The sequence below is a fragment of the Aliikangiella coralliicola genome (genome assembly GCF_007004725.1).
Classification (GTDB): domain Bacteria; phylum Pseudomonadota; class Gammaproteobacteria; order Enterobacterales; family Kangiellaceae; genus Aliikangiella; species Aliikangiella coralliicola.
The window spans coordinates 364,658-378,445 of the sequence record NZ_ML660160.1; the positions used below are offsets into that span (position 1 = coordinate 364,658).

A 13,788-nucleotide genomic window follows, 5' to 3' on the forward strand; every position below is an offset into this window, starting at 1 on the left:
CACCCCCCCCCAGTTTTAACTTCTTTAAAATCAACAAGTTAAAGCGCAATGTTTAATGAGATCTGACACTCCAATTTAATTGCTTGGCTAAGAGTCGTGATGAATTTAGTTATTGGTTTAATGAAACGTTGTTAGGGAGAACCGGCAAGGATGGCCGTGCGCCTACCGAAGGGCCGAAATATCGCGGAGCGGTAGCGGCCGAACTGCACTGATATTAGCCGCACAAAAAGCAAACGCCTAGGTAATGATGAAAATAATCAGACAGTCAACAAATAGGTAGATTCTTATTTGACCCAACTTCTAAATAAAAGCACACCACTTCTCAATTATTTTTGATAACAAAGAGAAGGTTTATCGTTGGGCCAGAACCACCGCTAAAATTATTAAGTATGCCTTCCACACTTTATCTCTTTATGATTGTTCTGTCGTTTTTCTATTCTCTATTTTTTATATAAAAGTCCGCTAGAAATCTCAAAAATTAGAAAAGCTGAATGCAAATTATCCAGGACAAAATAACTTGCCGAAATTATTTTATGCTGGCATATTAAGTGCGCATTTAACAGTGGACAGTATCAATCCAGAATTGTATTCAGGGACTATCTCCTCTTGCTATTTTTTCAGCATTCGAACAGGTAGAAAAGATGAGGTTGAGCGTTTAGCTAACAGGGAATAATGGATTTCTTCATTAAAAATCTGATGGTCATATCTCAATAAGCCTAACAATCGATGTTGTCTTTTATCTCAATGATTTATTGATCAGATTAGATATATGAAAAAAATTAAATACGGACCAACTTTCTCTTGTCTCGCTTTTTTTGGGATTTACTTTTTAATAGTTACTTCTGTAACTGCTTCGGTTAAACCTATTCGCTTCGAACACTTTTATGATATTCCTGAACTGTCTAAATTATCGGCGACCGCAATTGTTCAAGATGACAATGGATTTATTTGGATTGCAAGTGAAACGGGGCTGTATCGTTTTGATGGATATGAACTCAAACAATATATTCACAATAACAATCTCTCCAACTCTCTATCAGAAAACTATGTATTTTGTTTGTTCAAAGATAGTTTAGGGACCTTGTGGGTTGGCACATCCGGTGGTGGTCTTAACCGATATGATTTTGACCAAGACCGATTTGTCCATTATCAATCGAGTCCCGATGATCCAACGACTCTGAGCGACAATCACATCAATGCTATAACGGAAGATCCTTTTGGATATATCTGGGTGGGTACTGCCGATGGTTTAAATAAGCTGAACAAAGTGACTGGAAAAGTAAAACGCTTTTATCAAGGCAAGGAGAAGGGGGGCTTAAGTGACAACACTGTTAATACTCTTGTGTCTGATAGCAATGACAATATCTGGGTGGGAACTAAGAAGGGTCTGGATAAAATAAATAGTCAGCTTGATACTGTCCAGGCTACCTATCAATTTGAAAATGAATTTTCTAAAGAAAAATATAATCCGGTTCTATCCATTTACACTGAACATTCAAATGATATTTTGGTAGGGACAAATGAGGGTATTTATCGCATGAAAGAGCGAGGGAATGAATACCAGGTTACAAATTTAATTGAAAGCAATCAAGACAAGTTTCTTAACTATAGTATAAACAGCATTACGATGGATGAGCGCGGCAATATTTGGTTGGGAAGCCGCAAGAGTGGGATCATAAAGGTCCAGCCTGGTAGTAAAGAGTATGTTCAATACACGCACCAATTAGGAAATACCGGTGGCTTGAATAGTGACTATGTTAATAAGCTATATTTTGACGGGCATAACAACTTGTGGGTTGCGACTGCTGAGGGGGTCAGCAAGTTAAGTTCAGTTAGCCAAAATATCGATTATTTTCCGCATACTGGCCAAGAAGGCGAGGTCATTTTTGACAAGGATATACTAGCCTTATTTGTCGACTCAAAAAATAACCTATGGGTTGGGACATTTCACGGTGGCTTGTATCAATATAATCAAAATCACGAGTTAATCAGGCAGTATGCACATAATCCAAACGACCAAAATAGTATCAGCCGAGGAGCAATTTCATCGATTGTCGAAGATGATAGTGGATTATTATGGGTTGCTACAATCGGTGGCGGTTTAAATCGATTAGATCCAAAAACGCATACTGCTACGCATTTTCTGCATAATGAAAATGACGATAATAGTATTAGCAATGACTCCGTTCATGCGCTCCATCGAGACGGGAAAGATTCTCTTTGGATTGGCACATTTAAAGGCGTCGATCATTTTAATTTTATGACTGGAGAGTTTACTCATTACTTATACAGCGATCAGGAACGTGCTGGTTTACAGGAAAGTACTGGCTTACAAGAAAATACCGGCTTAAGCGACAACAATGTCCTCGCGTTATTGGTTGATAGTAGAAACCGCCTTTGGGTCGGAACCCAAAAAGGAGGATTAAACTTATTTGATCAGGCTTCAAAGTCATTCACGCATTTTAAGCATGACCCTGATGACGTAAATACTATTGGTAGCAATTTTGTCAGTAGTATCTCAGAAAGTGAAAGTGGGTTAATCTGGATCGGAACTGTCAGTGGTGGTTTAAATTCATTGGATGTCGAAAACAACCTGGTTTCTCGATATGAAGCTCAAGATGGCTTAATTAGTAATAATGTCATGGCGGTATTGAATGATGATCACCATAATGTCTGGGTAAGTTCCGATTCAGGTTTATCAAGGTTTAATACCAACTTAAAACGGTGGACAAACTTTACTGCAGAAGACGGATTACAAGAAAATGATTTTTATCTTCGCTCAGCATTTAGGAGTAAAAGTGGTGAATTATTTTTCGGTGGGATAAACGGTTACAATCGAATCAACCCCGCAAATATTGGACAACCTGATAAACCATCTACCGTTGTGCTTACAGATTTTTTACTTTTTAATAATACGGTACTAGTTGACTCTAAGCAAAACGATTCTAAAAACAAATTCAAGTTAAAGCAAAACATATCTAATACCAAAAAGCTGGTTTTAACCCATAAAGATAATTTATTCTCTTTTGAGTTTTCCGCGCTAAATTCACGCAATCCTAAGTTGGTACAGTATAGTTATCAGCTTGAGGGGTGGGATGAGCAATGGCTGCAAACGAATTATAAGAAAAGATATGCCACGTACAGTAATATTCCCGCCGGTGATTATTATTTAAATGTCAAAGCCAAACAAGGGCATCATGACTGGGGAAAAACAACAACTATCGCGATAAAAATTTTGCCGCCGGTCTGGCGAACTTATTGGGCTTATTCGATTTATATCATATTGACCATAGGTTTGGTCAGCGCATTTCTATGGCTATATGCTAAAAAACGGAATGCAGAGTTTTTACGCCAAAAGGTGCAAAGCGAGCATTCCGCAGCTTTAAAAATAGCGGAAACTAAAGATCAATTACTGGCCAACATATCGCATGAGTTTAGAACGCCTTTAACGCTCATTTTAGGACCTCTGGATTCATTAGCCGAAAAGTCTGAAAGAGAACAAGATAAGAGTGAAATCTTACGCATCAAACGCAATTCACAACGGTTATTAGCGATGGTTGACCAACTGTTAGACCTGGCCAGGTTGAAGCGTAACGCTTCGACTGAGTGGCGGTATATCGATGTTTGGCAAAGTAGCCACTTTATTGTTGAGTCGTTTAGGGGAATTGCTCAGTCACGTAATATTAAACTTAATTTGAACCCTGATGTGAGAGTTGACTTGGGTGTTAATATGACGCCGGACTCATTTGAAAAAATACTGACCAATTTGTTGTCCAATGCATTTAAATACAGTCCCGATGAGAGCTGCATTAATGTCGAAATAAGTTGCGTTGATTTGAAAAAGGTTAAAATTGATGTAATCGACGATGGCTATGGAATTGCAAAAGAGGATCAGGCCCGTATATTTGAACGATTTGTACAAGTTAACAAATACGACAGTAATGGAGTCGGTGTTGGAATTGGATTAGCGCTCGTTAAAGAACTCGTTAGTTCTCACCTTGGATCAATATTTGTTAATAGCGAACTCATGAAAGGGAGTTGTTTTTCAGTTGTTCTGCCATTGGCTAAGGCGCCAGATAACAAAATTGGAGAGGCTTTACAAAGTGAAGCTAAACCGAGCGCCAATTACCTCATTTCCGAGCTGTCAAAATTAAAATCTGAATCACCAGTAGAAGTTAATACCGATACAGAACAAGACGCACAGAAAATGAGCATATTGATTGTTGAAGATAATCAAGAAATGCACCGGTATCTGCTAGATTGTTTTTCGGAAAATTACCATTGCATTTGCGCATCGGATGGTCAGCAGGGGGTCAATAAGGCGATTGAGCATATGCCTGATTTGATAATCAGTGACCTTATGATGCCGGTGAAAGATGGTTATCAACTGACCGAAGAGCTGAGAAACAATGAAAAGACTAGTCATATTCCGATTATGTTATTGACCGCCAAAGGCGACTTGAAAAGCAGGATCAAGGGATGGCAAGCGACGATTGATGATTACGTTGTTAAACCATTTAATCCAGTAGAATTGAATACACGCATCAAAGCATTGTTAGCAAACAGGAAGAAACTACGCTCTCTTTACGGCTCTGTGTTGGGATTTCATTCGCCCCTTGAGCTGTCCGAGGCTTCAAAGATGTCTCCTGCTGATAGTGCTTTTGTAAAAAAATTCGAGCAATGTATCACAGAGCACTATCAAAATCCTGAGTTAAATCGTGGCGTCATTGCGAGTAAGCTCTTTATGACAGAGCGACAATTAAATAGAAAGCTCTCAGCGTTAGTTGAGCATAACTTTTCGAGTTATTTGAGGAAATTTAGATTGAGAAAAGCGCTGGCATTGATACGGCAAGGGAGATCGATTTCAGAGATTTCCGAAAGCGTTGGGTTTGGTTCTGTGGCTTACTTTTCCCGTTGCTTTAAAAAAGAATATGGCCGACCCCCAAGCGAATATGGCCAGGTTAACGATAAAATACTTTTGGAATAATTTGAACGATATGATTGAGGTGAATGATTAATCGATAAAGCTCTCACACCAAAAGTGAGTGTGAGAGTATTACACCTTTTGCTATAAACAGTGATCAGCTTGTGGATCAAGATTACAAGGCGGCAAACCCTGAATGTATCTTGTCTTAGTCACTGAGTCTGTATGTCCTTGGTCATCAGTAACAACCATTTTCAAGGTTACCGTGCTTCCGATGTCAACAGGCCAATTGCCACCGATACCTGCTGAAGTTGTTGAAGTTGCACGCTTGACGCCATTCAACCAGAACTCCCACTTAACTATTGAGCCGTCTCTATCCGATGAAAAATCATTGATTGTGATATAACCATAACTATATTCGGCCGCTGAAAAATTGGCTTTTGGAGTATATTCACATTCTCTGACAGAAACTGTGTCGTAGTGAGAAAACGGAACATTAGCAGTACAAGATAACCACTTGGTAGAACCGTTAACATAGCGCAACTCTGTTAAACGTGCAGTAGAGCTCAGTTGAGGTGCAACAAATTGAGAAACAGTGTAAATCTGCCCGCCCGAAAAAGCATAGCATTGGGCATGACCTGAATATACTCGAACCTCAGAGGTTGTGGTTTTACAGTTGACTTCTTCATCGCCGGCAATTGCGCTTGAAGAGAAAACTACAGAACCAATTATTGGTAGTGCGATCAATGTTGCTTTTTTAAACTGTTTTAAATATTTACTAATCATATTAAATTTCCATGTTGTTTAGTGATAATAAAATTTGGTTTCGTTGTCTGTTACAAATTAATTAATCAATATTTCCTTTCACCTCCTCAAGATTGACTGAACCATAAAGTCATAATCGAATTGCTCTATGAAGCGCTTTGTGGCTCGGCTTATCAAAAATTAACCATCAACAATGACGATGTGTTCCATTTGTATCGAATTTATCGATTGTTTTTCGTTGAACAATCTGCCGGTTTGATTCACCGGATGCGGAAAAGGTTAATCGCTAACTTGTTAATTTGATTATTAAATTTGAGACAGAAGTTTGTATAAATGAGACAAACGATATTTTTATTTTTGTATTAATCAATTGCAGTTTTTAATCCGTCACTTCTTCTGTTTATGAGATTTATATTGTGAAATTCGCGAAACAAAAAAACTCTAAAGGAGATTTTAAGTGTGTGTATTCTAGTGACCAGGTTTTCGAATATTTATCTGTGCACAAAGAAATATTGCAAACTCAGATAAAAATTTCGGTGCAGTTAAACTTATCTTAAACCGATGAGAATAGAGTCAAGTGATCATTAGTGGTGATATTTCATATTCGCGCACAAGGATTACTGATAAACGGCATCTTTTATTTTTATCTCGAATTCAGGTTATTTACTTTGCGAATAAATCGCGATTCTTGTAGAGTTTCTTTATGAAATGGACACCTGAACAACTTTTACAGCTGCCCACAAAAGACGGTTTCTTTCTTCGCGGCGATAATATGAGCCGAGTAGAGACATTTGTCGCGGCCGCATTTGCTTTTCTTTTGACCATGGTTATGGTCGCCGGAAACGAAATTCCGAAAAGTATCGCAGAGTTTCAACTAGCTGTGCTGAACATTCCTGCATTTAGTGTGAGCGCCTTACAAATAATCTGGATTTGGTATGAACATGCTGTCTGGAGCCGTCGATACGGACTTGAAGATGCATGGACGATCGTACTTAGCGGCAGTTTGATAGTCATTGTGTTAACTTACGTATACCCACTAAAGGCGATGGCCGCAGGCTTTTTTAGCTGGATCAGTGATGGATTTTTCCCAAGTAATATGACAGTCAATTCAGAAGACGAAATTCGATTTCTGTTTTACTTTTTTTCGAGTGGATTTTTTGCCTTAGCGCTCAACTTATGGGCAATGCATAAACTGGCGTTAGCCCGGGCCAGACAATTGCAATTGACAGATTGGGAAATTTATCAGACGAAAACGCAAGCTATGTCCTGGTTAGTTATAATGATAACTAGCCTGCTCTCTATTTTACTAACGACAATACTTGAGGGAAATACGATTGCCTTCGCTGGGATCATTTATGCTAGTTTTGGTATTACATTGACTTTATTGCATTCAATGAGAGCCAAAAACGCGCCGTCGCTTCAGGTAATAGAAAAAGCGATAGAAAGTTGAGTTGTTCCGCTCATAGAGTGTTTCGTCAAGTTTGACATATGACATCCAAGATGATGAATAGGGTCAACAAGACTCGATAGCGACGGTAAATCACTCCATTAAATGTCTCTCAAGGCGGCAACTGACGGCTACATTTTTAGCCGTTGCAAGCGGGGAAAGTACTTTTGTGTATCTTGTAAAACTACCAACACTTGAAGTACTACTTGAAATGTCGAACTTATATCTCCCGGGCAAATCATAGTAAACTAGCACTGCGACACCGTCATCAAGATACCATTTTCCTTTATAAATTTTTTCCGTCGTTTCTCTTTCCCCATTTATCGTGATATTTTGTTGAAACGAAGCATCTTTGTTGATTTGAACGACAGAATGATTAACACAATCTTCGGCGCTTTCGAATGTACCAACTAAATCAAGTTGGTAAGTCTTTTCGGCAGCGGCCAGCAAGTTACCCTCTTCTTTAGCGGTAAGTTTTAATGATTCAGGGAAAAGGTAAAGGCCGAAACTATCTTTGTTAAAATAATGTTTGCCTGAGTAATTGTATATTCCAGAGGTTACTGAAAAAAAGCCCAGATTTTCCAACGCTTGAGTAATGTCATTGATTTGAGACTGCTCTATCAGGGGCGCGTGAAACAATTGGTTGTTTTTGACACTGGCAGGGAAGGGATAGGTATTCGATTCGACACTGTAACCGGCGAATTGAGCGATTCAGTTATCTTTTCAACTTGTACCGGCTGGATATACCTGGCGAACAAATAAACTTTTTTGTTTGTCGAACAACCAGTTAACAGGAGTAATGCGACTAATATGCTGCTGAATTTCATCATGTTTCGATTATTAGTGAGCTAAATCGTATAATAATTGTTTTAGCTTCTTCGTAAAGCTTTATTGTTGTGTATGAATATTTAATTTTTATTGTTTTTGGAAGGTTAAGATTCTGCAATCGTATTATTCCATTTTCGCCCTGTGGTAGTCGGCTAGTTCATCAAGCGCATTCTCAAGGTGTTTGGTTGACGCTAAAACAAAAATTGGCATATTGTTGGTTTGCGAGCCGCTATAAATCGACTTACTGATTTTCCAGTGTTTTATCAGCTCATTTAACGAATAACGTGCTTGCCCTTCATATTTAACACTGCCTATCTTTTCAAGTTTCTTTTCAAATTCGCTGATGTTAGAGGAAACCTGGTTTAGCGTATTTTTGTCGCTGTGTCCTGCGTACATGGCAATATAATATTTATTGGCTCTCTCTATGTCTAAAGACATCCGTTTTAATTGGGTAAACCAAAAATTATCACCAGTGCCTTGCTCAAGATGCTTTTTCACAAAAAACTCAGCCACTTCGAGGTAGGTTTCGCTATAATCCAAAACCAGATTTGCATTGGTGACACTGTGTGGACTTAGGGCTACCTTGGATAATTCCTCATGGGTATTCAGCATAAATTCTTTTAAACCAGATTCCAGGTTAGAATTATTATCTACCTCCAGTTTGTTAATACTCTCGATTAGTTCATTAAGCGTGGCATTGAGTGCTAGTTTTGAACTTTTTACTAATACATCATTGTGTATATAGAAGTAGAGTTTGGCAATTTGTTGACTTTTCAGTTCGATATCTTCTGCCGCGGCTAATTGTTCAATATCACTATTTTTGGCTAACGTCCATTGGCCAAATAAAAACAATGGTATTAGAAAAACTAAAAATAAATTCTTTAGCTTCATTTGAGTTCCGACTCCTCTCTTTTTAACGCAAGTTCCAAATGACTCTTAATTCTATCTGACTTGACCTTCGCTAAACTCGGAATGTATCGACCGCTATTAGAGTTAGAGAAAATCTTAAAAACCATAAATTCAGATTTAACTTGTCGAAGTATAGTTTTTACCTCTTCTGGAACAATTTCCTCCTGCATCGAAAGTAGGGCATGAAGTTCCTTTGAAAATTTCTTCGCAATATCGTGAAACTCTTTTGTTGAGCCATGGCTTTTAGGGCCCCATGCTTTTAGCAGGTAAAGTGACGCCATTTGTCGTGAAAGAATTTCTAACTCAGATAGTTTTATGTAACTCTCACTCGCTCGACTATCGTTTTCATTAATCAATTGAAAGTCGATCGCCAGGCATTCTTCAATAAATTGATTGACCAGCAGCTTAAGCTCGTTTGCTTGAGAGTATTGAGGTGGTTGACTGGCTTTTAGCTTGATTGCTTTCCAGTGGGGAATTAGCTGAGTTTTATTGACAATTTGGGGATTTTTTTCGACTATCTTTTGAAACCCGGCAAGTTTGGAATCTACTGCGGTAATATTCGCTTTAATTTGAGCTGCCGACTGCTGGGGCTCAATCCCTAACCCTAGAAGAATGTATTCCTGAAAAATTTCTTCAGATAACATACAAATCTCGGTGAGTTCCTTTATCGGGTTATTTTTCGCTTTCACCGGAATAGAGCATGTGGCTGACACAATGGCACAAATGAAGAGTGATTGAAATAATTTATACATATTAATGCAACGTCTTTTAGAAGTGGTAGCTTAACGAGATGCCGGCGAGAGTTTGTGACTCACCGTCTATACGGTCTTTGGCGATGGACGGTGCGAGGCTGATTGAATTGGTAACGTGGATTTCATAGGCGAGGGAAAATCGAATAATATCTTCAGCATCTTTACCACTAACGTCTTCCTTGCCATATCCAATACCTAGTCGCCAGTGAGTTGCTGGAGAGTAGAATACATTGCCAATGAGCGAATTAATATCATGACCACCTTCGCGAGACTGTTCGATGGCCACCCCAACTGAGAAATTGGAAGCCACTAATCTTTCATACTCTAGACCATAGGTCGTTCGGTTTTCGCCGGAATGTCTGGTCTGTCCTAAGAACGTACCCAGGGTATTTGATGCATTCGAATTTGACGATGCGCAAAAGCTAACCATTACGACAAAAAAAATCGGAATTACTCGCTTCATTGAAACTCTCAATTAATTTTCTAAACTGAGATATTCTATTAAACTTGATGTTAAGAAAGCGTTAAGAAAGAAAGTTAATAGTTACAGTTGGGTATTAAATCGCTGATTTGTTATATTAAATGAGAAAAGCCTGTTTGAGCCTGTTGAATGAAACTACTACTTATTGAAGATCACGCAAATTTAGCACAAAATATATTTGAATATTTCGAGCCGAAGGGATACTTGTTGGATTGGGCGAGAAATGGTTTACATGGGATGGAACTCGCTAAAAATCAACCATACGATCTGATCATTCTTGATGTTGTAATGCCGAAGCTCGATGGTTTTAGCGTATGTAACAAGATACGGAATGAACTGGCGCTAGACACTCCAATCATATTTTTGACGGCCAAGTCGCAGTTGGTCGACAAAGTCACCGGACTCGATCTCGGTGGCGATGATTACCTGGTGAAGCCGTTTCAGCTACGAGAACTGGAGTCCCGCGTTAAGTCGGTCATCAGACGCTATCAAAAGACTGAGTCGCAGAGTTCGCTGGTGATTGAGGACTTAACTATCGATAAAGATACGCGTCAAGTTCTTAGAGGCAACCAGGCACTTACGCTACCACCTATTGCCTATAAAATTCTCTGTTTGCTGGCGGCAAATCGACATCGTATAACCACCTTTCGAGAAATTGAAGATCATATCTGGGGTGAAGATGTGCCAGAAAGCAGTTCGCTGCGTACGCATGTGCACACACTAAGAACTGCCGTTGATAAACCTTTTAAGACTGCACTTATTCATACAGTTCCGCGTGTCGGGTTAAAGATAGGTCGTGATGACAAAATTTAGTCGCAAAATTTTAAAGGCCAATTTAATGGTCGGGATAATTACCGCGGTTGTTTATTCGCTGATAGATTTCGGCTCTATTCAGTATCTTAAATATGAAATAGAAAATAAAAATAACTATCAGGAAGCGCTTATTTTATCCGAAATATATGATTCAATTGAAAACTTGTCACGCCATCAAACTGAGAGTTTTCTTCTTTTCAGAAAAAAAAGAAATACTAATAGCGAAATTATCCCGAAAGAGTTGCAAACTGTTGAAAATAACCTTGATGAGGTTATCTTTCAGGATAAATATTATGAGTTAGTGATAGTTGAGCGCGACCAATATATTTATTATTTTCTTTTTGATATCGAAGCAATAAAGAAAACTGAATTTTTTTCCTATTTGTCTCTGGCTTTCGGTTTGTCGATTAGCTTGATAGCTGCGCTGTTAATCAGTTTGAAACTAAGTGGCGAAGTCGTTAAACCGTTAAAAAAATTAACGATCGCCATTAAAAAAATGAAGGATTCTGATGATATTATGGCTGCCAATGACGAATCGGAAAATAGTAAGATTAAGGAGCTAAACTACTTACTTTCATCATTTCACCAATATGACTCGGCACTTAAAAATGTGATTAAGAGAGAACGCAGTTTTAGCGCTCACATGAGTCATGAGTTTAGAACACCACTTTCGGTGATTATGGGCGCAATTGAATTACTCGAGCAAGAACAGGAACCACAAAGTCAGAGGAATAGGCAGTTGATTAGAAGGCTATCTAACGAAGTCAATCAGCTAAGAGATATTTCAGAAATGATGTTGCTGATTACTCGAGCTGACGCTGACATCAATAGCGAAATAACTTGTTCAGAAGTTAGCCTGGAGGTGTTAGTTCGCGGTGTGATATCGAGTATTGAGTCGCAATATAAAAACTCTATGGGGCGAATCGATTTTCGAGTAAATAATAATCCATATACCGTTTGTTGGACTATTGCACTTTCAGTAATGGTTCGAAATATTATCCAAAATGCGTTAACTCACTCTGAAGATGCTCATGTCGAAGTTTATTTAACCGATTCTTATATTGAAGTTCGCAATCAGTTAAAGCAACACAGTGAGCTTTTTGCAGAAGCGAAAGGCGATGAATTTAACTGCGGTATTGGGTTGAAACTATGCCAAACTTTAGCAAGTTCACAAGGCATGAGGCTTGAGATAAAAGAAGTTAAAGCGACTGAGCTGATGTCTGTCGCTTTGTATTTTCAACCTGAGCTTATTTCCGATGATTGATTATTGAGTTGATTTGTTTGGGTGTATTGGTTTTATTTTCACGGGGAAAAATAAAAAGAAAATGGTTCGTATGTGTCACAGGAATAGCGAGTGAATAGATATTGGATTACTTTTTTTGTGATCTTACTAATCTGTGTCGTTAGTTTTCACAAAATCAACCAGTTTTACATCAATCATGCGCTTAAACTTGACGGCGAAAAAATTGCGCAAAGAATGGAGAACGTCATTGTCGACTCCATTCGTGTCATCGATAGTCTTCCTGCGTTGACAGAAGTTAAATGTAGTCAGCAGTCAATTCAGCTACTTGCTAATGTTGTATACGAGGCTGATTCCGTCAGATGGTTGGGTTTAAGCGATCAAAATGGTGACTATTGCAGTAGTTTGCCGTTAGATATCTCTCTAAACAAGTTTCAGAAGCACAAGCTTTATGGCGACTATTCACTAGCTACTTTAGACCAAAGTGACGGTCATTCTGAGCTGTTGTTAATTAAAGAAAGTGCTGAAAGTCTTTATGTTGCTGATCTAAATAATTTGTCTGTTAACACGCTCAATGACTTACCTTGTGAAAGTTGTGTTAGCTATCGAGTCACCATACATGGCGACCCACCAATCAGTTTTGGTGAACGATTGAAAGACAACTATGCTTATCGCTTTCAATTAAGAAAACGAATAGACAACCTGGAGATGACTGTCATATTTGAAGCAACTAATGAAATTTCTGAGTATTATTCGGGCGTCAGCTTGATTACAACAATATTGGTTTCCTGCTTTTTTTCTTTTGTGATCATCTATACGATAGAAAGATTGCTGAACTATCAAAGATCTTTTCGTACGATAATAGAAAGAGCTATTAAAAACGATGAATTTAAACCCTACTATCAACCGATTGTTGATTGTCGTACTAATCAGGTTGTGGGGGCTGAAGCATTGCTAAAATGGGTTGAGCCCGATGGAACAGTGAGGCCAACAAAAGACTTTATTTCGTATTTGGAACAAACCGGGCTGATAATTCCGATAACATCGCAGCTAGTCAAGAAAATAGCGGCCGATATTGCCACATTTGGCTGGGAAAACTGCCAAAAGTCGATTAGCTTAAACATTGTTCCCAAACATCTGGATAGTGATAATTTATTTGATGAAATACAAAAAGCGGTTAGTAATAATGGTATTCGTTTTGAAAACTTTTCTCTGGAAATTACTGAACGTGACAGGATCCCCAATTTACCGCACGCAAAGCAAGCCGCTGATCGTTTTATTAGCAATGGAATTAAACTTAAACTGGATGATGCTGGTACAGGATATGGCGGTTTTTCATATATCCAGGAGTTACAAATATCGACACTGAAAATTGACAAAATGTTTGTAGACACCATAACTTGCGAGAAAGATGTAAAGAAACCGGTGTTAGACGCGATAATTTCTTTCGCAAAATCATCAAGCCTGGAAATCATCGCTGAAGGTGTTGAAAGCGTTCGCCAACTAGACTACCTGAAATCAAAAGATGTTAGCCTTATTCAAGGATTTATCTATTCTGGATCACTTTCCAATGAAGAATTTAAAGGGCTTTTACAGTTAAAAGAAATTTCCGCTACGAAAGGAATTTAA

At 38.5% G+C, this 13,788-nt stretch carries 10 protein-coding genes; 5 read left to right on the forward strand and 5 right to left on the reverse strand.

Annotation, left to right across the window (positions count from 1 at the left end; translation table 11 throughout):
* Positions 1-769: 769 nt before the first annotated feature.
* A complete protein-coding gene (locus FLL46_RS01330; protein WP_142891618.1) occupies positions 770-4,987 on the forward strand; it encodes a hybrid sensor histidine kinase/response regulator transcription factor in 4,218 nt (1,405 codons plus the stop codon).
* 81 nt (positions 4,988-5,068) lie between these two features.
* On the opposite strand, the gene FLL46_RS01335 is transcribed toward FLL46_RS01330, so the two are convergent.
* Positions 5,069-5,710, reverse strand: a complete 642-nt coding sequence (locus FLL46_RS01335) for a hypothetical protein (protein WP_142891619.1) — start codon at positions 5,708-5,710, stop codon at positions 5,069-5,071.
* 682 nt (positions 5,711-6,392) lie between these two features.
* On the opposite strand from FLL46_RS01335, the gene FLL46_RS01340 reads away from it, so the two are divergent.
* Complete coding sequence (locus FLL46_RS01340; RefSeq protein ID WP_142891620.1) at positions 6,393-7,139, forward strand: DUF1211 domain-containing protein; 747 nt, start codon at positions 6,393-6,395, stop codon at positions 7,137-7,139.
* 90 nt (positions 7,140-7,229) lie between these two features.
* Here FLL46_RS01340 and FLL46_RS01345 read toward each other — a convergent pair whose 3' ends face one another.
* The 4 genes from FLL46_RS01345 to FLL46_RS01360 form a co-directional block, all read right to left on the reverse strand.
* Positions 7,230-7,775 (reverse strand): hypothetical protein, encoded by a 546-nt coding sequence (locus FLL46_RS01345; protein WP_142891621.1) that lies wholly within the window; start codon positions 7,773-7,775, stop codon positions 7,230-7,232.
* A gap of 312 nt (positions 7,776-8,087) precedes the next feature.
* Positions 8,088-8,855, reverse strand: coding sequence for a hypothetical protein (locus FLL46_RS01350; protein ID WP_142891622.1), 768 nt, complete (start codon positions 8,853-8,855; stop codon positions 8,088-8,090).
* Complete coding sequence (locus FLL46_RS01355; protein ID WP_142891623.1) at positions 8,852-9,625, reverse strand: hypothetical protein; 774 nt, start codon at positions 9,623-9,625, stop codon at positions 8,852-8,854. Before FLL46_RS01355 ends, FLL46_RS01350 begins: the two co-directional genes overlap by 4 nt.
* 16 nt (positions 9,626-9,641) lie before the next feature.
* On the reverse strand, positions 9,642-10,088 hold the full coding sequence (locus FLL46_RS01360) for a hypothetical protein (protein ID WP_142891624.1): 447 nt from the start codon (positions 10,086-10,088) through the stop codon (positions 9,642-9,644).
* A 147-nt stretch (positions 10,089-10,235) separates the two neighbouring features.
* Between FLL46_RS01360 and FLL46_RS01365 the strand changes: the two genes are divergently transcribed.
* From FLL46_RS01365 to FLL46_RS01375, 3 genes are all read left to right on the forward strand, one after another.
* Positions 10,236-10,919, forward strand: coding sequence for a response regulator transcription factor (locus tag FLL46_RS01365; RefSeq protein WP_142891625.1), 684 nt, complete (start codon positions 10,236-10,238; stop codon positions 10,917-10,919).
* Between the two features lie 25 nt (positions 10,920-10,944).
* A complete protein-coding gene (locus FLL46_RS01370) occupies positions 10,945-12,183 on the forward strand; it encodes a sensor histidine kinase (RefSeq protein ID WP_168203994.1) in 1,239 nt (412 codons plus the stop codon).
* 90 nt (positions 12,184-12,273) lie between these two features.
* Complete coding sequence (locus tag FLL46_RS01375) at positions 12,274-13,788, forward strand: EAL domain-containing protein (RefSeq protein WP_142891627.1); 1,515 nt, start codon at positions 12,274-12,276, stop codon at positions 13,786-13,788.